Below are 21265 nucleotides of genomic sequence, written 5' to 3'. Positions count from 1 at the left end.
GGTTCCTGCTAATAGTCAACCGGCTTCAGACACATACCTAATTAGAGCCAGCGAGCGGGGCTGTGCGAAAAACGGGTTTTTGACCTCTCGCTCAACAATCCCGCCCTCTTCACCCTCAAACGCAGTGTCTATTATGACTGCCTGGTGACTAAAGTGCTCCACCTCCGGTAAGGCGAACTCCACAGTTTCGGCCAATGCATTGAGGATGAGCAGAAACGTGTCATCCGGTTCCCTCTCACCGTGTTCCGTCAGGTGATATTGACCCGCCTCACCACTGATTAACACTGCCACACACTTTTCTGTTTCCGATTCCCAGTTTTTCTTGTCCATCTCCTCGCCATTCGGCATTAGCCATGTGATGTCTTTGGTCTTAGTGCCAGGGATTTCTTTACCATGGAAAAACCGGTGCCGATGGAAAACAATGTGCTGGCGCCGCAATTGAATCAGGCTCTGAACAAAGGCCAGTAGTGCACGCCCCTCAGCATCAATTCCCGTCCAATCCAGCCAGCTGATCTCATTATCCTGGCAATACGCATTGTTATTGCCGTCCTGGGTATGCCCGAACTCATCACCGGCCAGGAGCATTGGCACGCCTTGCGAGAGCATCAGCGTTGCCAGTAAATTACGCTTTTGTTGTTCTCTGAGGTGTATGACCTCAGGGTCGTCCGTCGGCCCTTCGACACCACAATTCCAGCTGTAATTATGCTCATGACCGTCTTGGTTGTCCTCCTGATTGGCCTCGTTGTGTTTTTCGTTATAGCTCACCAGGTCATGTAACGTGAAGCCATCGTGGGCGGTCACAAAGTTGACGCTTGTCCAGGGGCGTCGCCCGCGAACGTCATAAATATCACTGGAGCCGGATAACCTCGACGCAAGCTCCGGCAACTGGCCAGGATCACCACGCCAGAACTTGCGCACACTGTCGCGATAGCGATCATTCCATTCCGCCCAGCCGGGTGGGAACCGCCCAAGTTGATACCCCGCGTCACCGGCGTCCCAGGGTTCGGCGATCAATTTGACCGTAGATAGGAGCGGATCCTGGGCTACGGAGTCAAGAAAGCTCGCATGCTCGTCGAACTCGCCATTGACTCTGGCCAGCGTGGTCGCCAGGTCGAAGCGGAAACCGTCCACGCCCATTTCATTGACCCAGTAACGAAGCGAGTCGGTAACCATGCGCAGTACCGAAGGGTGGCGCAATTCCAGAGCATTACCGGTGCCGGTGAAATTATTATAATAACGGGCCTCACCGCCCATCAGATAATAATAGGATTTGTTGTCAATGCCCCTTAATGAAAGCGTCGGCCCGAGATGGCTACCCTCCGCAGTGTGGTTATAGACGACATCCATAATGACCTCAATGCCCGACTCATGCATCAGTCGGACAAAGGCCTTGAATTCATCAATACAGCCACTGCCCAGATACTCCGGGTGCAACGCAAAAAAACCGATGGGGTTGTACCCCCAATAGTTTCGTAGCTCACTCTCTACCAAGTAGCGATCGTGCAAAAAGGCATGAACGGGTTGCAGCTCGATGGCAGTCACACCCAGTTCCTTCAGATAACCCACGACCTTTTTGTCAGCCAGGCCGCGAAAAGTTCCTCTGGCTTCTTCCGCAACATCGGGATGGCGTATCGTGAAGCCTCGCACGTGCAATTCATAGATGATCGATTCATGCCACGGTCTTGCAATCGGGCGGTCCAGATGCCACTCGAATGAGGGGTCGATAACCTGGCACTTGGGCATATAGGGAGCGCTGTCCCGTTTATCGAATGACAAGTCTGCTTTGTCATGCCCTACGACATAGCCGAAAAGCGCATCATGCCATTCAAGGGCGCCGGACAGTGTTTTTGCGTAGGGGTCCAGCAACAATTTGTGATGGTTAAACCTGTGCCCTTCCTCGGGGTCATAGGGGCCGTAAACGCGGTAGCCATAGAGTTGCCCGGGACCCAGGTCGGGGAAATAACCATGCCATACCTCATTCGTGTACTCAGGAAGCGCGATGCGTTCGAGCTCTTGCTTTCCCTCGCGATCAAACAGGCATAACTCCACCCCCTCCGCATACGCTGAAAAAAGAGCGAAGTTGGTTCCCGAACCGTCCCAGGTTGCACCCAAAGGATAAGGATGACCCGGCCATACTCGCTGTTTATGGCGCTCCATTGTGCCCTCACTCGGTCGGTCAGTGATGCGCGGCTGCTGCTTCAGACAATAAACATGACTGGACCTTTATCCTCATTGAATTTTGTCAATGACATCTTTCCCCCACGATCTAACATGATTGCTAAGAGGTCAGAATTGTAGGGTTCCTCTTGTGAGGTTCGCCTCAACTTACAATACCGGTTCCCTGATGAACTGAGCGGGCTTGACGAGGGTTTTCATGATAAACGTTGCAATCAATGGCATGGGCCGGATCGGCCGGGCAGCCTTAAAACTGCTCGAGCAAACGGATAATTTCCAGGTGGTGGCTATCAATGATCTGACGCCTCTGGGCAACCTGATCTACCTCCTGCGCTACGACTCGGTTTATGGTCGGTTCGAAAGGGGCATCGAAGCGTCAGAAAATGATCTCGTGATTGATGGTCGCCGGATTCGCTCGTTCGCAGAGAAAAATCCAGGCAATTTGCCCTGGAAGGACATGGATATCGATGTCGTTTTTGAATGCACCGGCGCCTTTCGGCAACGAGATGATCTGGCCAAACACCTTGATGCAGGCGCCCGACATGTGATTTTGTCGGCTCCCGGTAAAGGTGGAAATCTGCCCTCTGTCGTTTTTGGCGTAAACGAGCTCGACGAAGCGAGCTCGTCCGCCTTTTCCACCGCGAGCTGCACAACCAACTGCATTGCCCCGGTCGCAGAAATCATGGCGAGGCGAATCGGTGTGCTTAAAGCGGTAATGACTACCATTCACGCCTACACATCCAGCCAGGGAATCGTCGACTCTCCCAGCAAACAGGCAGAACGTGGTCGCGCCGCGGGAGTGAACCTGATTCCCACATCCACGGGCGCAGCGACCGCCACTGCTGAGGTCCTGCCAGACTACAAGGGGCGTTTTGACGGCATGGCCGTGCGCGTCCCGATACCAGTGGGCTCTATTGCTGACATAACATTTGTCACGGAACGCAGCACCACGGTAGACGAAATTACCGCCATCTTCCGCGAAGAAGCTCAGTCCGACCGCTACCATGAAGTGCTGGGAGTTTCCTCGGATCCGATTGTCTCATCCGATATTATCCAGGATCCACGGGCGTCCATCGTCGATTTGACCGCGACGAAGGTGGTGGACGGAGATCTGGTCAAGATTATGAGCTGGTATGACAACGAATGGGGGTATGTCTGTCAGATGGTGAGGCAGGCTCGCGAGATGCTCCGATAACGCCGGCACAAAGGAGCTTATTCAGTACAGTCGGATGCTCACAATGCCTATGCCTGTTAAGCCTGACTCCGGGCGAGAGCCTGAACTGGAAGCCAAAGTCGCCTTTTTGAGTCGGCCGGACAGTTACATCGAGCACCCGGCTCACGTGGAAACAGTTGAAACGCATATGTCCTGGGTATTTATGACAGAGCGTTTCGTTTATAAGTTGAAAAAGCCTGTAAAACACAGCTTTCTTGATTTCAGCACCCTGGATGATCGCCGTCGTGATTGCCTGGAGGAAGTCAGGCTTAATCGCCGGCTGGCACCGGATGTCTATCTAGGCATTATCGCTATAACCCGGGATACCGAAAATAAGCTTGAGCTTGATGGCGACGGTGAAATAACTGAGTGGCTGGTGAAGATGCGACGCCTGCCCGCTGACCGCATGCTCGACCATCTTCTCCGGGGGCAACGCATACCTGAGCAGGAGATTCGCCGATTTTCCTGCAAGCTGGCGGACTTTTACCGGAACGCACCCCCTGTCCACATATCAGCCTACGACTATCGTCAGCAATTCCTTACTGATATTCACAGCAATCGCGAGGAGCTTCTGGATCATGATTACCGGCTGCCCGCCAACCTGCTGGACCGAATCACCAACTCTCAACTTGACGTAGTTTGCAATCAACCAGAACTGCTTGATCAACGAGTGAAGGAACGCCGCATCGTTGAGGCGCACGGCGACCTCCGACCCGAGCATATTTGTCTGACCGAGGAGCCGGTCTTCATTGACTGTCTGGAGTTCAATCGAAAACTCCGAATCCTTGACCCGGCCGATGAACTCGCCTACCTGGCAATGGAGTGTCAGCTAGCGGGGGGCGAATACATTGGCCCGATCGTATTTGCGTGCTACTCCCGGAAGACCGGTGACGATCCACCTCAGCCACTACTCTATTTCTACAAGGCCTATCGAGCAACGCTCAGGGCAAAGCTGTCTATCTGGCATATCAAGGACCATTCCGCCGACCAACATCAGAAATGGATAAGCCGTGCCAAGGCCTATCTCCACCTCGCCGACAGCTACCGTTCAATGTTGTGACTATACCGCAGCGAGCCTTCAGACCTCCAAAAGCTCGACGACAGAGCCACCCTCATGGATGTTTCGAATCGCTTTGGCAAACAGCGACGTGGCCCCCAACACGACCAACTTATTCTTCAAGACACCTGATTTCACTCGAAACGGAGGTATCGTATCGGTAACAACAAGCTCCTCCAGCGCAGGATCGGCCAATTGTTCATCGGCGCCAGCTACAAATACCCCATGTGAAACTGCGGCCGATATGCGGCTGGCGCCTGCGTTTTTGCACGCCCTGACGGTGCGCGAAAGGGTACCGCCACTGCTGATCAGGTCGTCAACGATGATCACTGAACGACCTTCGACCTCCGCAACCAGCCGTTCCCCGGCCACAGTGCCGGCGCTGCGATGTTTTTCCATGAAGCCACTGCCCACAGGCGTCCCCAGAGTCTTTTCCAGCGTCTGTCGAAATAATTCAGCGCGTTTCACGCCGCCCACGTCTGGTGAGACCACGACGATGTCCTCATCCCCGCGTTGACGCGAGAAGTGGCTTGCAAATAACTTCCTGGCATCAAGGTGTTCACTGTTGATGCGGAATGCATTCTGATAAGCGACCAGGTTATGAACGTCCAGGGTTATTACGCAATCTATACCCACCGCCTCTAACACCGCTGCCATGTATCGAGTGGATACAGGATCGCGAGGCTTGGTTTTGCGGTCTTTGCGCGCGTAACACAGGTAAGGCAGCACGGCTGTAATCCGCCCGGCGGCTGCGTCTCTCAGGGAACCAATAAACCACAACAGCCGCACGAGCTTGTCATTCACACTGCAGTCGTCATCGCTGTAAAGGGACTGAATGACATAAACGTCCCGGCCCCGGACATTCTCCAGGGGACGGCTTTTGTGTTCACCATCCACAAATTCACGTTCTTCATGAAGACCCGGGGTTATGCCCAGCTCCTCCGCGACCTTTATGCCAAAGTCGTGGCTGGCATTCAGAGTGAAAAGGCTAAGCTCCATGGCCATACCGGACCTCAAGTGAGGAACTTCAGAAACCAGTCTCGCGTCAGGGCGCAGACCTCTTCGAGCTTTCCGGGCTCCTCAAATAAATGAGTTGCCCCGGGGACAATTTCCAGGCTGGGTTCAGTCTGCATCTGCCGGCTTGCGTCCCGGTTCATCTGGATCACGACCTGATCAAGACCACCAACAATTAACAAGGTAGGTGCTTTCACAGACGGCAACGCCTTTGCGGCCAAATCCGGGCGGCCGCCCCTTGAGACAACCGCAGCCACAGAGCCCGGGCGTTCTGCCGCCGCAATCAGAGCAGCTGCCGCCCCCGTACTGGCGCCAAACAGGCCGATGCTCATTGCCTCGGTGTTCGGCTGTTCGCCAAGCCAATCCACCGTAGATACCAGGCGACGGCTCAACAGATCGATATCAAACCGGAATTCACGGGTTCGAATGTCGATCTCATGTTCTTTCGGGGTCAACAGGTCAAAGAGTAAGGTAGCCAACCCTCCCTCGTTAAGGAAAGATGCAACAAGCTGATTGCGGGGGCTAAAACGACTGCTGCCACTTCCGTGGGCAAACACCACAATCCCTCGGGCACCTTCCGGGATAACAAGATCACCCTCAAGTTCAGCGTCTCCGGCGCTCACCTGCACATTGAATTCAGCGCTATTCCTGTCGCTTCCGCTCATCGAAATCGCTCCCAGGCTTTGTTTAACGTCTGTTTTACTTCCTGGTCTGAAACCTGGGTGAAATCTCGGTACCAGTTACCAATCGCCATGAAGGGTTCGGGGGTGGCAAGACAGATGACATCGTCAGCCTCCGCACTCAGTTTTCCAATGGTATCCGAAGGGGCAACGGGCACGGCGACCACGATGCTGGAAGGATTCTGGAGGCGTAAGGCCTCAATGGCAGCGCGCATGCTGGCCCCGGTCGCGAGGCCATCGTCTACCAGAATGATGCACTTTCCCTCGATTTCGGGTCTGGATCGATCGCCGCGGTACGCTTGTTCCCTGCGCTCCAGTTCCTGTTGCTCTTCTGATGCCACTCTCTCAATGGCCTCATCCGAGATACCCAGAGCACCCACAATCTCGTCATTCAGTACGCGGATCCCGCCACTGGCAATCGCCCCCATGGCCAACTCCTTTTGCCCCGGTGTACCGAGTTTACGGACCAACATAAGATCCAGTTGGACATTGAGGTCCGCAGCTATCTCGTAAGCTACCGGAACACCGCCACGGGGGAGACCAAGCACCAGAAGGTCCTCACGCCCCCGGTAGCGCGACATCGCCCGGGCCAGCGCCTGCCCAGCTTCAATGCGATTGTTAATCGGTAGTTTCACCATTTCATACTGGCACCAAGCCAACGCTTCCATACGTTGCGCGGTTTCCCCCTCCTGTTTTTCTTTTCAGCCTGCGTGGGATTGATGCGGGAGTCATTGAAATTCGTCAATGCCTACTTCAGGCCTTCAGATCCAGGCCTATTGTCGCGCATCCTGCTGTAAACGATACGAATCAATTTCGTACAGTCCGTCCGAATGACTCTCCAGTCTGTGCAAGGTATGCGTACGCTTGAACTCGGCGAGAATACGGCTCACGCTCTCTGGTGTTACGCCTAAAATATCCGCCATCTCATGAACGGTTAACAACTCGACCCTGGTAGACGATTCGCCATATTCGAGCTTTGCCAGAAAAGCGACCAAACGCGCCACGCGAGATTTAATACCGCCGGTAGAAAAATCAGCAATCCATCGATCTGCCTGAGCCAGGTACTTATACCCCTGTTTCAGAATCTGACAGTACTGGTGCGGGTTTTCCCACTCAAGAGCGAAGAACTTTTCCAACGAAATATAAGCCACCTCGACGTTATCCACTGCGATGGCTGTATGCTCGTAGAACGGGCCTACTGATCCTTCAAGGCCGAGCCAGTGGTTATGGCTATGCAGCCTGACGATTCGCGCGCGTCCGTTGGGTAAATAACTGAGCAGCTCCACCATGCCGCTGAGGATCATGAACACCCTGTCAACGCGGTCGTTTTGGCGATAGATGATTTCCTTTGAGGAAAAGCGCCTTTTCTTGCTTCCTTTGAGGGTGTCCGGGAATGAAAATCCACTGGATTCGTTGCGAACCAGATTTCTGACAGCGACATTGGCAATATTGCCGTTGAAGCCGTCGCTTTCTCTCTTCCATGTTGGCATAAGCCACGTCCTCACTGGTGCCGGAGCAGACTCTGCCAAGAGTGCGCACCGCTTGCATGAGAATTCCTTTTAATTCTGCCTTTAAACCGCAGGCAGCGTTATTTAGATATTACAACTCCCTCCAAGTGTCAATGACCACATCACCACTTGCAACCGAGTCATCTTGGGCATGGGCAAGCGCCTCCTTTGCTCATTGAAATTTATCAATGACATCCACCCCATAACCTTTAGCATTAATTTTACCAGGTGGAAACAAGAGCGCACCGAGAATCAAATAAATAAGGAGAAATTCATGGCGACCCTTAAAGTCATCGAGATCCTTTCCCAATCAGAGAAGAGCTGGGAGGATGCTGCCAACGAGGCCATCATCAAGGCCTCAAAAAGCCTGAACAACATCAAGTCTGTCTACATAAAGGAAATGGAGGCCAAGGTGGAGAACAACAGGATCACCGAATACCGAATAAACGCCAAGATATCCTTCGAGCTTGATTAGCAGTCCGTTTCCCACCCTTGAACGGGTGGGGCCCGACTTCCAATGCCAGTTCACAACAATGAAATCGCCGACATCTTCGAGGAACTCGCCGATCTGCTGGAGATTGAGGACGCCAATCCGTTCCGGGTGCGCGCCTACCGCAATGGGGCACGCACGGTTCGCAGTTGCGGCAAGAGCATGCACGACCTGCTGAATCAGAAGAAGGATCTTTCGACACTTCCCGACATCGGCGAGGACCTGGCGGAAAAGATCAAGGTTATCGTGGAGACAGGCAAGCTTCCGTTGCTGGAGGAGATCGAATCGCGTACCCCCTCGGCATTGAGCGATCTGATGAAGATCGAGGGCCTTGGCCCCAAGCGGGTAAAGACCCTCTACAAAGAGCTCAGGATAAAGAGCCTTGACGACCTAAAACGCGCCGCCCTCAGTGGGAAGATCCGCGAGCTCAAGGGCTTTGGCCGGAAGACCGAGCAGCGTATACGCGAGCGGGTGGAGCATTTCGCCGGGGAGGCACCTCGCACCAGGCTGACAGAGGCCGAGGAGATCGCCGCTACCCTGGTCGACTATTTGAGAAATACCGAGGGCGTCAAGGATGTCATCGTCGCCGGCAGCTACCGACGCCGAATGGAGACGGTGGGCGACCTGGACATCCTGGTTACCACCAGCCGGAACTCCCCGGTGATGGACCGGTTCAGCGATTACGACGAAGTGGACGAGGTAGTCTCCAAAGGCAAGACCCGCTGCACAGTGCACCTACGTTCCGGCATGCAGGTCGATTTGCGTGTTGTGCCACAGGTAAGCTATGGGGCTGCCCTGCACTACTTCACTGGCTCCAAAGCCCACAACATTGCCGTGCGCAAGCTTGGCGTCAAAAAAGGCTACAAGATTAACGAATATGGGGTCTTTCGAGACGACGAGCGCATCGCCGGAAGAACCGAGGAGGAGGTCTATGAGCAAGTCGGATTGCCTTACATCCCGCCCGAATTGCGCGAAAACCGCGGTGAAATTGAGGCGGCCCGGGACGACCGTTTGCCTGAACTGATCCGCCTGGAAGATATCCGCGGGGACCTGCACTGCCACAGTAACGCAAGCGATGGGCATCATAGCCTGAAGCAGATGGCGAAAGCAGGGGTCGAATGCGGCTACGAATACCTGTCCATTAATGACCATTCCAGACATGTGACCGTCGCCCATGGCCTGGACAAGAAACGCTTGCTCGAACAGATCAAGGAAATCGACAAACTGAACGAAAGGCTCGACGGCATAGTGCTGCTCAAGTCGATCGAACTGGATATCCTCGAGAATGGCTCCCTGGACCTTCCGGACAGCGTACTCAAGGAACTGGACTTCACCGTCTGCGCCGTGCACTACAAGTTCAATCTGTCACGAAGCAAACAGACTCAGCGCATCCTGCGCGCCATGGACAACCCCTATTTCAACATTCTGGCTCATCCCAGCGGCCGCCTTATCAACGAGCGGGAGCCTTACGAAGTTGATTTGGAAAAAATCATGGAAGCGGCCAGTGAACGCGAGTGTATCCTGGAGCTCAATGCCCATCCGGATCGACTGGATCTGACGGATGAACGCTGCATGATGGCCAGGGAGATGGGTGTGAAAATGTCCATCTCCACCGATTCCCACAGCACCTCAGATCTGGATTTCATGCGTTTTGGTATCAACCAGGCCCGCCGCGGTTGGCTGGAAGCGAAAGACGTCATCAACACCCTCGGACTTGCAGAGCTGAAAAAGCTACTGATGCGAGACGGCTAAGAGAAAAAATCATCGGTCAGGGCATTCAAGCACTGGTAGTGGATCTTCTCGACGAGCATCGATCACCTATGTGACTCACGGAGGTAGCGCGTAAACCATTCCCGGCTCAGACGGGCGACCACCACGGTGGCCTGCTCCCTGCGCTCCAATTCCTTCTGTTCCATGGCCAGTTCCCGCTGTCCCGGGGTACCCAGTTTTCGAACCAGCATCAGGTCCATGGGAGCACGCAATGCCTCGGCCAGTTCGTACGCCACCGGGACACCACCGCGCGGCAGCGCCAGAACAAGCAGATCTTGACGATCGCGATAATTTTCCATGGCTTTCGCCAGGGTCTGACTCAGGGAGATGGTGGCAATGTACTACCCTGCTCCCTCTTCTGCCTGCCTTCAGCGTCGGCAACGATGGTCTTGACGTTGAGAAAACTATCCGGACTCACGGAGATGCTTTCTATGCCATGCTCCACCAGGAAGGCGGCGAACTCGGGGTGATCGCTCGGTGCCTGGCCACAGAGACCAGTGTGGACTCCGCTCTTGCGCGCGCTGGTGAGTAGTTGCGAGATGGCCGATTTCACCGCCGGGTTCTGCTCATCGAACAGCCCGCTCAGCCGGTCACTGTCGCGATCGATGCCCAGCACGAGCTGGGTCAGATCATTCGAGCCGATGGAAAACCCGTCGAATCGCTCCGCGAATTCCCCCGCGAGGAAGACGTTGGCGGGCAATTCCGCCATAACATAGATCTCGAGACCCTCCCGCCCCCGGACCAGACCGTTATCGGCCAACACCTTGAGGACATTGTCCGCTTCGTCGATCGTTCGGCAGAAGGGGATCATGATGACAATGTTCTTCAGGCCTATCTCCTCCCGAGCCCTGCGCACAGCGCGGCATTCCAGCGCGAAGCCCTCACGATACTCCTCGCTGTAATAGCGGCTCGCGCCGCGCCAGCCGAGCATGGGGTTTTCCTCCTTGGGTTCGAACTGGCCACCGCCGATCAGATCCGCGTATTCGTTGGTTTTGAAGTCGCTCATGCGGACGATGACCGGATCAGGGTGGCGGGCGGCGGCGATACAGGCCATGCCGCGGGCGAGGGTATCGACGAAAAACTCGCACTTGTCGTCATACCCCTTTGTCAGCTCGGTGATCAGGCGACGGGCCTTCTTGTCCGAGAGCTCGTCGAATCGGACGAGGGCCATCGGGTGGATCTTGATCTGGTTACCGATGATGAACTCCATGCGCGCCAGACCCACCCCGTCAGCCGGCAGGCTCCACCAACGCAGGGCGGCAGAAGGATTCGCCAGATTCAACATGATGCGGGTATAGGTCTTCGGGATCTCTGCCGTGGCGATCTCGCGCACATCGAAATCCAGGATTCCCTCGTAGACCCGCCCCTCCGAGCCCTCGGCGCAGGAGACGGTAACCTCCTGGCCATCCTCCAATACCTTCGTTGCATCGCCTCCCCCCACGATAGCGGTCAGGCCCAGTTCCCGGCTGACAATCGCGGCGTGACTGGTGCGCCCGCCGTGGTCGGTGACGATCGCCGAAGCCTTCTTCATGATTGGCACCCAATCCGGATCGGTCGTCCCCGTTACCAGTACCGCACCTTCCTTGAACTGGCCTATCTCCTTCGCACTCTTCAGGCGACACACTTCGCCGGAGGCGATGGAGTCACCGATCGCCTGACCGCGAACAAGCTCTCTCCCTTTTTGCTTGAGGTGGAAACTCCTGAGCATGCCGGTCTCGCGGCGCGATTGCACGGTTTCGGGGCGGGCCTGCACGATGAATAGCTCTCCCGACTCGCCATCCTTCGCCCACTCCATATCCATGGGCTGGCCGTAGTGCGATTCGATGGCACAGGCCCAGCGGGCGAGCTGCAGGACTTCGTCATCGCCCAACACGAACAAGGTGCGTTCCTTCCGGCTTGTGTCCACCAGCTTGGAGGTGGAGTCGCTGCCTCTGGCGTACACCATCTTTTTCTCCTTGGCACCCAAGGTCTTCGCGATAATCGGTCGGAGCGAAGGATCCTCGAGTAACGGTTTGAAAACCAGATACTCGTCCGGCTCCACCATGCCCTGCACCACAGTCTCGCCCAGACCCCAGGCACCGTCGACGAGCACGGTACGGGGAAACCCGGTTTCAGTGTCGATGGAGAACATGACGCCCGAACCGGCCTTGTCAGAGCGGACCATTTCCTGAATGCCCACCGAAAGTGCGACTTCCATGTGGTCAAAACCATGATTTTCCCGATAGATGATGGCCCGGTCTGTGAACAGGGAGGCGAAACACTTTTTGCAGGCCTCGAGCAAAGCCTTGTCGCCGCGAACGTTGAGGAAGGTTTCGAGCTGGCCGGCGAAGCTTGCCTCGGGCAGGTCCTCCGCGGTCGCGCTACTACGCACCGCCACGCTGGCGTTCTTGCCTGCGCTGCGGCCAGCCATCTCGTGATAGGCGCGCAGAATCGCCTCGGCCAGCGGGGGCGGGATCTCCGCATCGAGTATCATTTTTCGCACGGCTCTGCCAATCGCGGCCAGGTTGCTCTTGTCCTTCTTGAGCGCACCGAGTTCGTCGGCGAGCGGTTCAGCCAGCCTGTTTTCCTTGATGAAAGCCCAATAGGCATCAGCCGTCGTTGCAAATCCACCCGGCACGCGGATACCCGATTCCCGGAGCGCGCCAATCATTTCGCCGAGCGAGGCGTTCTTGCCGCCGACAATAGCGGTATCCATCCGACGCAGGTCCGCAAGCGGGCGTACGAACTTGGCATCCTTTGTCATGGGTCCAACTCCTTCGGGGTGGTGGCGGCGGCGCGCTTCTTGTTGGGTACCCGGCTTTGGCGGTCCATCATTTGTCTGCGTAATGCTTGGCCACTAAAAGGCGTTTATTCTTCAGCGCCGCCAGCAACTGATCGTAGGAATCCGCAAACTTTCGAACCCCTTCTTGCTCCAGCTCCTGCATTATCCGGTCCAGGTCGATCCCGAGCGCATCCAATGAGTCGAGTTGCCGTTTTGCGGTCCTGATGCCGCTTCCCAGTGTGCCCCGCAGCTCACCATCGGCCTGAAATGCATCCAGAGTCTCAGGTGTCACAGTGTTCACCGTGTCAGCACCGATCAACTGCTCTACATAAAGCACGTTCGAGTATTTGGGGTTCTTGGTGCTGGTACTGGCCCAGAGCGGTCGTTGTGGACGAGCACCGCGCCGGCGCTGTGCCTTGTAATGCTCGGAATCGATTGTTTCCCTGAAATACTGGTATGCCGACTTGGCGTTCGCTATGGCGATGCAGCCCTTCAGACTCTCGGCCTCCGGCGTACCGATTTTGTCCAGGGCAGCATCCACCTTGGTATCCACCCTGCTGACAAAAAATGAGGCGACCGAGGCAACCTTTTCCGGATGAGGATTCAGCGAGAGCCCTCGCATATAAGCCTCTGCCACAGCCTTATAGCGCTCGACTGAAAACAACAACGTTGCATTAACGTTGATGCCCTCGGCAATAAGGTGCTCAATTGCCGGCAGACCCGCCATGGTCGCAGGCACCTTGATCATGAGATTCGGTCGATCCACGGAGTGCCACAGATGACGCGCGGCCTCAACCGTGGCATAGGTATCAAAGGCGAGATGGGGAGAGACTTCAAGGCTGACAAAGCCGTCTGTTCCATCGCTGCTAACATAGACAGGCTCAAGGACATCCGCTGCCATTTGCACATCCTGGATGGTAAGCCACTGATAAAGGGTGACATCATCCATCTCATGATCGGCTTGCAACAGGTCCCGGATCGCGTCGTCGTAATCGTCGCTCTCCTTAATCGCCTTGAGGAATATGGTGGGGTTGCTGGTGACACCGCGCAGTCCCTGTTCGATCAATGCCTCGAGCCCGCCCCTCAGCAACAGATTCCGATCAATGTAATCCAGCCAAATGGACTGACCATATTCGCTATGAAGTATGGGAAGTTTCGTCATCAGGTTGTTCCATCCCTGTTTTTCCACCCGGATTCTGTGCCAGCGTTAGCGCTTCACTGTCAAGTTACTGACCGGAATCACTCTACGCATTGCAAAATATCAATGACCCAATGCTCCCCGCCGATGATGATGGAACCATTCCTCGTTCCTGAACCGACGCTTCACAATGGACTTCAAAGACAAGCCCAACACCAGATTCAAAAGTGTCGACACGCTAAACAAGAAACAGGCCGCAGAAGAGATCAGCGCCCTGCGCGAGGGTATCAATTATCACGACTATCTCTACTATGTGGAAAATTCGCCGAAAATCTCCGATTCGGTATACGACAAGCTGTTTCAGCGGCTAGAGGCACTGGAGGCGGCTTTCTCTAGCCTCAAAACGCCAGATTCCCCTACCGTCCGTGTCGGCACCGAGCCCGTCAGCAAGCTGGATAAGATCGAGCACAAAGCTCCGTTACTCAGTTTGGAGGCCACGCTCGAACAGGATGACATCGAATCTTTTTTGAAAGCGGCGCGCAAACAGGCACATAAAAAATCCATCACATACATGCTGGAACCCAAGTTCGATGGCTTATCCGTTGAAGTCGTCTATGGGCACGGCCACTTCGAATATGGGGTCACCCGCGGCAACGGCGAAGTAGGCGAGGATATCTCCCATAACCTGAAGACCATCCGTGCGCTCCCCCTTTCGCTACAGCGCCTGGATAACACACCCGCTTTGCTCGCCGTGCGCGGTGAAATCTTCATGCCCAAAAAAGGCTTCACCGCCTTGAACAAGCAACGTGTGGAACGTGGCGAAGAGCCGTTCGCCAATCCCCGCAATGCAGCCGCCGGCTTGATGCGCCAGTTCGAATCCCGCCATGTAGCGGACAAGCCCCTCGACATCTTTTTTTATGAGATTTTGGCGAGTGATGGTGACTTACCGTCGACTCATCAGGACATATTGGAACGGCTGTCCCATTGGGGATTGAAAAGTTGTCCATTGAACAAAACCGCCTCCACCTTCGGGCAAATCGAAAAATACCATCACAAGCTTGCCGGGCAGCGCGACGATATCGACTATGAGATCGATGGTATCGTGATCAAGATAGACGACCATGGACTGCGCGAGGCGTTGGGTACGCGCGAACGTAGCCCCCGTTGGGCGCTCGCCTGGAAATTCGAGCCACGCGAAGAAGTCACCATGGTTGAAGATATCGTGGTACAGGTTGGCCGGACCGGCATTCTGACTCCGGTCGCGCTGTTGCAACCGGTGGATGTGGGTGGTGTCACGGTGAGTCGGGCCACCTTGCACAATGAGGATGAGGTGCACCGCAAGGACATCCGCAGAGGCGATCGTGTGCGCGTTATCCGTGCCGGGGATGTAATTCCAGAAGTCAAGGAACGGATCAAGCAACCCGGCAAGAAGCGCGGTAAGCCGTTTCACATGCCCAAACACTGCCCGGTATGCGATGCCAGGGTCGTACGAGAGGGCGCATACTATCTTTGTACAGCGGGACTATCCTGTGCCGCCCAGTTGACCGGCCGAATTCAGCATTACGCAGCCCGAAATGCCATGGACATCAATCACCTTGGGGCGAAGTCTGCTGCAGAGTTGGTCACACACGGCCTGGTGCAGGATCTTGCTGATCTCTACACGCTGGACGCAAAAGACATAGAACATCTGGAAGGCTTTGCGACTAAATCCGCGAACCAGTTGCAGAATGCCATTCAGGAGCGCAAAGAGCCGCGCCTCGATCGCTTCCTGTTTGCCATGGGTATACGCCATGTGGGCCGCCACATAGCACGTGTCCTCGCCACCGAATTCCGCACTTTGGACAGACTGGCTAACGCTGAAACGCAGGAATTCGCGCAGATACCCGGTATCGGCGAAGAGATTGCCACATCGGTGGCTAATTTCTTTGCGGACAAAAAGAACCAGAGCGTATTGAACCGACTGAAAAATGCCGGATTAAAGATCCAGCCCATGCCGAAGCGGAGAGAACATCCCCTGACAGGAAAAACTTTCGTCTTCACCGGGTCATTGGATGGATTTACCCGCGACGAAGCAAAAGAACAGGTAGAGGCCCTCGGTGCCCGGGCAACATCCAGCGTGAGTGACGAAACGGATTTTATCGTGGTCGGCAAAAACCCCGGCAACAAACTGGACAAGGCCGAAAAGCATGGCGTAAAACGGATCAATGAAGCAACATTTCAGGAAATACTTGACGAATCGTGAAAAAAACGCCTTTAAAACATCCAAAGCCGCACAAGAACAGTAGCTTTGCCATGCCTGACCGCAAATTTCCCAGGCGCCGCTTCCTGACTCTGCTGGCGACTTTTCTATCGTCGTATTTGCCCTTGGGATCATCTGTGCGAGCCAACGAAAAGCCACGACCTGCGCATGAACCTTCCGGTCGCTCTGATGAGGGCAAGCCCAGAGTTGGTATCGCACTGGGCAGCGGCGGCGCCAACGGGCTTGCGCACATCTTGATGCTGGAGGCCCTGGACGAGTTATCGATCCGACCATACCGCATCGCCGGTTCAAGTATCGGTGCAATCATCGGTGCACTCTACGCCGCCGGTATGACCGGCAGAGAGATCCGGGAGCTGGTTGAACAGTTCATCATAGCGCCAGAAGAACACCTGGCCCATGAGCTCCTCAACGAGGACGCCTTGCGCTGGGTCGAGTTTCTCGAAATCGACCTTGGCAATGGAGGCCTGCTCAGTGGCGAAGGTTTTATCTCTTTCCTGTACGACACACTTGAGCGTGAAACATTCGAGGAACTGGAGATTCCGCTCAGGATCGCCACGGCCGATTTATGGAGCCGGGAACAAATTGTCCTGCAAACAGGTGCACTACTCCCCGCCGTCAAGGCAAGCATGGCACTGCCCGGCGTGTTTATACCGGTAATACTGGATAACCGAGTGCTTATCGATGGTGGCACGGTCAATCCTGTACCTTACGATTTGTTGACCGAAGACTGCGATCTTGTCATCGGCATTGACGTTATCGGTGAGCGAACGAAACCGAAGGCGCTGATGCCCAGCTATTTTGAAACGATCTTCAATGCGCCCAAAGTCATGCAGCACGCCATCATGAGCGAGAAGCGTCGACATACGAAACCTGCGATCTATCTCGCCCCGCGTATTGTTGACGTTCGTGCCCTGGAGTTCTACCGCGCCAATGAAATTTTCGCGCAGGCCCGTCCCGCCAAGGAAGAACTGAAGCACCGGTTATCAAAACTGTTAAAAGTCTGAACAACACCAGGGCATTTTCTCCCATTGATATTTTTCAATGACCGGGACTGGTCTACCACGTGATGGTGCTTTGAAAAACCGAATATAGTGGCCGGAGCATCGCAATGTGGCAGCGCGCGTACGACAATCTGACAGAGCTCGAGACTCCACCGTGAACAAGACAGACACCGCCGGTGTCGCTCTCTCATCAGACCGTTTCGATGCCGTGGTGCTTGATCTCGATGGCGTGATCACGCAGACGGCCAAGGTGCACGCCACGGCATGGAAGATGACATTCGACGACTACCTGGCGAAACACACGGCGGAAGGCGAGCATTCCGAACCGTTCGACATCGAGACCGATTATCACCGGTATGTGGACGGAAAGCCGCGCTATGACGGTGTGCGCAGTTTCCTTCAATCACGCGGTCTCGACCTGCCCGAGGGCAAGCCGGATGATGGTTCCGATCAGGAAACGATCTGCGGCCTTGGCAACCGCAAAAATGAATTGTTCCAGGAAAAGCTGCACCACGAGGGTGTTGAGGTTTATGCATCAACCATTAGCCTCATTCGCACATTACGCCGGGCCGGACTACGCACCGCCGTGGTCTCTTCAAGCCGCAACTGCCGGGCGGTGCTGGAAGCCGCCGGAATCATCGACCTGTTCGACACCCGCGTCGATGGCGTGGAACTGCAAAAATGCAGGCTGGCGGGCAAACCAGCTCCGGACATTTTCATCGAGGCCAGTCGTCGCCTCACAAGCGAGCCGCATCGTTGTATAGGGATTGAAGACGCCACGGCAGGCGTACAGGCGGCCCAGGCCGCAGGCTTCGGATGTGTCATCGGCGTCAATCGCGGCGACCAAGCGGAGGCGTTGCTCGAACATGGCGCTGACGTTGTCGTCGCTGATCTTGGTGAATTACACATAGTGACGGCTAGTGGGGATACGCCACCCACCAGACAACTGCCTTCAGCCCTGGACCATCTGAACGAGATAGTCCCGACCCATGATCGGGAGCCCGTGCTGTTTCTCGACTATGACGGCACCCTGACGCCTATCGTGCCCCATCCGAATGACGCGATATTGAGCGACACCGTGCGTGCAACCCTGCAGCGGCTAGCCAGGCTATGTAAGATCGCCATTGTCAGCGGTCGGGATCTCGGTGACGTGCGCAACCGGGTTGGCATAAAGGGCATCTGGTATGCCGGCAGTCACGGCTTCGACATCTCCGGACCAAAGGGCGAGCGCACCGAATATCAGGAGGGTCGTGACTATCTGCCAGCGCTCGATGCCGCGGAACACAGCCTGCGCGAAAAACTGGGCGCGATTCCGGGTTGCCTGGTGGAACGCAAGCGATTTGCTGTCACCGCGCACTACCGTCAGGTAGCGCAAGACCAGGTGGACAGCGTCAAACAGGTGGTCGATCAAATAAACTCCTCGCATACCGAGCTTCGCCTGACGGCTGGCAAGAAAATCTATGAGCTACAACCGGATATCGATTGGGACAAGGGCAAAGCACTACGCTGGCTAATGCGCGCCCTGGACACGGATCCGGCACGCTTTATTCCCCTGTATATAGGGGATGACATAACCGACGAGGATGCTTTCCGCGAGTTGGCGGCAGACGGAATAGGCATTCTGGTAGCAGAGAGAGACCAGCCGACCTATGCTGCCTACCGCCTTGACGATCCCGACGCGGTGCAAGAATTTCTCAATCAACTGAGCGACAAACTGGCGAGACTCGGCCCATGAACGGCTGGAAACTGGTCTACGAGGAATTCACCCCCCAACAAGAGGCGCTGCGAGAGGCGTTGTGCACACTGGGTAATGGTTACTTCGCCAGCCGCGGTGCCGCGCCGGAGTCTTCGGCGGGAGGGATCCACTATCCAGGCACCTACATCGCCGGCTGTTATAACCGGCTGCAAACACAAATCGCCGGTGAAACCATCGAGAACGAAAGCCTGGTCAACGCCCCCAATTGGCTGGCGCTTACCTTCCGCATCGAAGACGGCGATTGGTTCGATGTCGGCAACGTCAATGTACTCTCCTACCATCAAGAGCTGGATATCAAAAAAGCCATTCTCACGCGGACGATTCGCTTTTGCGATCCGGACGGGCGACATACCCGCGTCGACCAACGACGCCTGGTCTCCATAGAACATCCGCACCTCGCTGCCCTGGAAACCAGCATTCATGCCGAGGACTGGAGCGGTAGCATTGAAGTACGCAGCGCATTGGACGGCCAGGTCGTCAATGCCGGTGTTGAGCGCTACCGTGATCTGAACAAACGCCACCTGAATTCTGGGACAGCCGAATCCATTGCAGATGATACTTTCTGGCTGGAAGTCGAAACCAGCCAGTCCCGCATTCGTATCGTCCAGGCCGCAACGACTCGTCTGTGGCGCGGAGAACAATGCATCACGCCGGCACCGGCGGTGGACCAAGCCGAAGGCTACATTGCCCACCACTACCAAACCCGGCTCGACCCACAGCAGCCTCTGCGCATCGAGAAGATCGTTGCACTATATACCTCCCGCGACCATGCCATCAGCGAATCTGGACTGGAGGCGCGCAAGTCTGTCTCTGAGGCCGCCGCGTTCGACGCATTGGCCAGCCGCCATATCATGGTTTGGAAGCAGTTGTGGCAACGTTTTGACTTCGACATCGAGCACGATGACCCCGAAGAGGAAGAAAAGACCGAACGCACCCTTCGGCTGCATATCCTGCACCTGATTCAGACTACCTCGCCGCATGTCATGGATCTTGATGTCGGCGTGCCCGCGCGTGGTCTGCATGGCGAGGCCTATCGTGGTCATATTTTCTGGGACGAACTATTTGTGTTCCCGTTATTCAACCTGCGTATGCCGGAAATCACGCGGGCGCTGCTGTGCTATCGTTATCGGCGCCTGAATGAGGCACGTCGGGCGGCACAGGCGGCCGGCTATCGCGGCGCCCTGTATCCCTGGCAGAGTGGCAGTAACGGTCGTGAAGAAAGTCAGCGCCTGCATCTGAATCCGAAGTCTGGCAACTGGATTCCGGATAACTCCCGCCTACAGCGCCATATCAATGCCGCGATGGTCTACAATATCTGGCAGTATTATCAGGTGACCCGCGACATGGAATTTCTGAGTTTCTATGGCGCCGAGATGATCCTGGAGATCGCCCGCTTCTGGTCCAGCTTCACCAGTTACAATGACGAGTCAAAGCGTTATGAAATTCTGAACGTCATGGGGCCGGATGAATACCATGATGCATACCCGCATGATCGACGCCCCGGCTTGAACAATAACGCCTATACCAATCTCATGATGGTGTGGGTTTTGTTGCGCGCACTTGAACTGCGGGACATTCTGCCCTCTCAGCGTTTTTCCGAACTGTGTCAGACCCTCAACCTCTCCAAGGAAGAGTTTGCGCACTGGGATGAAGTCAGCCGTCGCATGATTATCCCTTTCCACAAAGATGAACACGACAACGATATCATCAGCCAGTTCGAAGGCTATGAAAAACTGACTGAATTTGATTGGCAAGACTACCGCAAAAAATACGGGGATATTCAACGCCTCGACCGGATCCTGGAAGCGGACGACGACACGCCAAATCGCTACAAAGTTTCCAAGCAGGCCGATGTGCTGATGCTCTTCTACCTGTTTTCGTCAGAAGAGCTCGGCGAGTTGTTTGCACATTTGGGCTATCCTTTTGAATACGAAACCATTCCGCGCAACATTGATTACTATCTAAAACGCACATCCCATGGTTCGACATTAAGCAGGGTGGTCAATTCCTGGGTACTGGCACGCTCAAATCGTCCGGGCGCCTGGCCTCTCTTCGCCGAAGCGCTCGACAGCGACGTCGCTGACATTCAGGGAGGTACAACGTCGGAAGGTATACATACCGGAGCCATGGCGGGCACTGTAGACCTGATCCAGCGCTGCTTCACCGGTATCGAGACCCGCGGAGATGTCTTGTGGCTGAATCCGAGCCTGCCAGAGGGCTTGAGCAGCCTCACCCTCACTATCCGTTACCGGCAGCATGTGCTGGGCTTTCATATTACACCCAGCCGTGTGCGAATCAGCACGGAGCCTTGCGCAGAAAAGCCTATCAAAATTGGAATCGTCACGGATGTGAACGAATTCCAGCCCGGCGAGGTCCGCGAGTTTCAGTTGTGATTCCCGGACTACACTATTGGGATTCAACCAAACTTTTACAGAACGATTG

16 protein-coding genes are annotated in these 21265 nt (G+C 55.4%); 8 read left to right on the top strand and 8 right to left on the bottom strand.

All coding sequences use genetic code 11. The features are described from left to right. Window positions 1-15: 15 nt before the first annotated feature. On the bottom strand, window positions 16-2157 hold the full coding sequence (glgX, locus tag BKP64_RS04245; RefSeq protein ID WP_070966445.1) for a glycogen debranching protein GlgX: 2142 nt from the start codon (window positions 2155-2157) through the stop codon (window positions 16-18). A gap of 217 nt (window positions 2158-2374) precedes the next feature. Between glgX and gap the strand changes: the two genes are divergently transcribed. Both gap and BKP64_RS04235 read left to right on the top strand, forming a co-directional pair. Continuing rightward, entirely contained in the window at window positions 2375-3370 is a 996-nt protein-coding gene (gap, locus tag BKP64_RS04240; protein WP_070966443.1) for a type I glyceraldehyde-3-phosphate dehydrogenase, read from the top strand. A gap of 43 nt (window positions 3371-3413) precedes the next feature. Then, complete coding sequence (locus BKP64_RS04235) at window positions 3414-4448, top strand: hypothetical protein (protein ID WP_198402643.1); 1035 nt, start codon at window positions 3414-3416, stop codon at window positions 4446-4448. A gap of 18 nt (window positions 4449-4466) precedes the next feature. On the opposite strand, the gene BKP64_RS04230 is transcribed toward BKP64_RS04235, so the two are convergent. From BKP64_RS04230 to BKP64_RS04215, 4 genes are all read right to left on the bottom strand, one after another. Continuing rightward, a complete protein-coding gene (locus BKP64_RS04230) occupies window positions 4467-5450 on the bottom strand; it encodes a ribose-phosphate diphosphokinase (protein WP_070966438.1) in 984 nt (327 codons plus the stop codon). 8 nt (window positions 5451-5458) lie between these two features. Continuing rightward, window positions 5459-6124 (bottom strand): dienelactone hydrolase family protein, encoded by a 666-nt coding sequence (locus BKP64_RS19465; RefSeq protein WP_070966436.1) that lies wholly within the window; start codon window positions 6122-6124, stop codon window positions 5459-5461. After that, window positions 6121-6807, bottom strand: coding sequence for a phosphoribosyltransferase (locus tag BKP64_RS19460; protein ID WP_227515500.1), 687 nt, complete (start codon window positions 6805-6807; stop codon window positions 6121-6123). Before BKP64_RS19460 ends, BKP64_RS19465 begins: the two co-directional genes overlap by 4 nt. Before the next feature lie 105 nt (window positions 6808-6912). Then, a complete protein-coding gene (locus BKP64_RS04215) occupies window positions 6913-7629 on the bottom strand; it encodes a Crp/Fnr family transcriptional regulator (RefSeq protein ID WP_070966433.1) in 717 nt (238 codons plus the stop codon). A gap of 292 nt (window positions 7630-7921) precedes the next feature. On the opposite strand from BKP64_RS04215, the gene BKP64_RS04210 reads away from it, so the two are divergent. After that, a complete protein-coding gene (locus BKP64_RS04210) occupies window positions 7922-8122 on the top strand; it encodes a dodecin family protein (protein ID WP_070973545.1) in 201 nt (66 codons plus the stop codon). Window positions 8123-8164: 42 nt separating this feature from the next. Then, a complete protein-coding gene (polX, locus tag BKP64_RS04205) occupies window positions 8165-9889 on the top strand; it encodes a DNA polymerase/3'-5' exonuclease PolX (RefSeq protein ID WP_070966430.1) in 1725 nt (574 codons plus the stop codon). A gap of 62 nt (window positions 9890-9951) precedes the next feature. On the opposite strand, the gene BKP64_RS19730 is transcribed toward polX, so the two are convergent. The 3 genes from BKP64_RS19730 to tal form a co-directional block, all read right to left on the bottom strand. After that, on the bottom strand, window positions 9952-10206 hold the full coding sequence (locus BKP64_RS19730; RefSeq protein WP_070966427.1) for a phosphoribosyltransferase family protein: 255 nt from the start codon (window positions 10204-10206) through the stop codon (window positions 9952-9954). Window positions 10207-10226: 20 nt separating this feature from the next. Beyond that, window positions 10227-12650, bottom strand: a complete 2424-nt coding sequence (ppsA, locus tag BKP64_RS04195; RefSeq protein ID WP_070966424.1) for a phosphoenolpyruvate synthase — start codon at window positions 12648-12650, stop codon at window positions 10227-10229. Window positions 12651-12717: 67 nt separating this feature from the next. Then, window positions 12718-13830 (bottom strand): transaldolase, encoded by a 1113-nt coding sequence (gene tal / locus BKP64_RS04190; RefSeq protein ID WP_070966421.1) that lies wholly within the window; start codon window positions 13828-13830, stop codon window positions 12718-12720. A gap of 166 nt (window positions 13831-13996) precedes the next feature. Between tal and ligA the strand changes: the two genes are divergently transcribed. The 4 genes from ligA to BKP64_RS04170 all read left to right on the top strand — a co-directional run bounded on the left by ligA (window position 13997) and on the right by BKP64_RS04170 (window position 21216). Beyond that, window positions 13997-16048, top strand: coding sequence for an NAD-dependent DNA ligase LigA (ligA, locus tag BKP64_RS04185; RefSeq protein ID WP_083329139.1), 2052 nt, complete (start codon window positions 13997-13999; stop codon window positions 16046-16048). Between the two features lie 134 nt (window positions 16049-16182). After that, window positions 16183-17070 carry a patatin-like phospholipase family protein gene (locus BKP64_RS04180; RefSeq protein ID WP_198402642.1) on the top strand — a complete coding sequence of 296 codons (888 nt, stop codon included), beginning with the start codon at window positions 16183-16185 and terminating at the stop codon, window positions 17068-17070. A 151-nt stretch (window positions 17071-17221) separates the two neighbouring features. Continuing rightward, window positions 17222-18802 carry a trehalose-phosphatase gene (gene otsB / locus BKP64_RS04175; protein ID WP_070966416.1) on the top strand — a complete coding sequence of 527 codons (1581 nt, stop codon included), beginning with the start codon at window positions 17222-17224 and terminating at the stop codon, window positions 18800-18802. Beyond that, window positions 18799-21216, top strand: a complete 2418-nt coding sequence (locus tag BKP64_RS04170) for a glycoside hydrolase family 65 protein (protein ID WP_070966413.1) — start codon at window positions 18799-18801, stop codon at window positions 21214-21216. The genes otsB and BKP64_RS04170 overlap by 4 nt, the downstream gene beginning before the upstream one ends. Window positions 21217-21265 lie beyond the last annotated feature (49 nt).

Source organism: Marinobacter salinus, assembly GCF_001854125.1.
GTDB lineage: Bacteria > Pseudomonadota > Gammaproteobacteria > Pseudomonadales > Oleiphilaceae > Marinobacter > Marinobacter salinus.
The sequence above is the reverse complement of the archived record's forward strand: the minus strand, read 5'-3'. Positions and strand labels throughout refer to the sequence as shown.

Bases quoted from the DNA above. Each gene is read 5' to 3' on its own strand.
- gap (WP_070966443.1), top strand. From the start codon at position 2,375: ATGATAAACGTTGCAATCAATGGCATGGGCCGGATCGGCCGGGCAGCC.
- ppsA (WP_070966424.1), bottom strand. From the start codon at position 12,650: ATGACAAAGGATGCCAAGTTCGTACGCCCGCTTGCGGACCTGCGTCGG.
- BKP64_RS04215 (WP_070966433.1), bottom strand. From the start codon at position 7,629: ATGCCAACATGGAAGAGAGAAAGCGACGGCTTCAACGGCAATATTGCC.
- BKP64_RS04170 (WP_070966413.1), top strand. From the start codon at position 18,799: ATGAACGGCTGGAAACTGGTCTACGAGGAATTCACCCCCCAACAAGAG.
- ligA (WP_083329139.1), top strand. From the start codon at position 13,997: ATGGACTTCAAAGACAAGCCCAACACCAGATTCAAAAGTGTCGACACG.
- BKP64_RS04210 (WP_070973545.1), top strand. From the start codon at position 7,922: ATGGCGACCCTTAAAGTCATCGAGATCCTTTCCCAATCAGAGAAGAGC.
- polX (WP_070966430.1), top strand. From the start codon at position 8,165: ATGCCAGTTCACAACAATGAAATCGCCGACATCTTCGAGGAACTCGCC.
- tal (WP_070966421.1), bottom strand. From the start codon at position 13,830: ATGACGAAACTTCCCATACTTCATAGCGAATATGGTCAGTCCATTTGG.
- BKP64_RS04230 (WP_070966438.1), bottom strand. From the start codon at position 5,450: ATGGCCATGGAGCTTAGCCTTTTCACTCTGAATGCCAGCCACGACTTT.
- BKP64_RS19465 (WP_070966436.1), bottom strand. From the start codon at position 6,124: ATGAGCGGAAGCGACAGGAATAGCGCTGAATTCAATGTGCAGGTGAGC.
- glgX (WP_070966445.1), bottom strand. From the start codon at position 2,157: ATGGAGCGCCATAAACAGCGAGTATGGCCGGGTCATCCTTATCCTTTG.
- BKP64_RS19460 (WP_227515500.1), bottom strand. From the start codon at position 6,807: ATGGAAGCGTTGGCTTGGTGCCAGTATGAAATGGTGAAACTACCGATT.
- BKP64_RS04235 (WP_198402643.1), top strand. From the start codon at position 3,414: ATGCCTATGCCTGTTAAGCCTGACTCCGGGCGAGAGCCTGAACTGGAA.
- BKP64_RS19730 (WP_070966427.1), bottom strand. From the start codon at position 10,206: ATGGAAAATTATCGCGATCGTCAAGATCTGCTTGTTCTGGCGCTGCCG.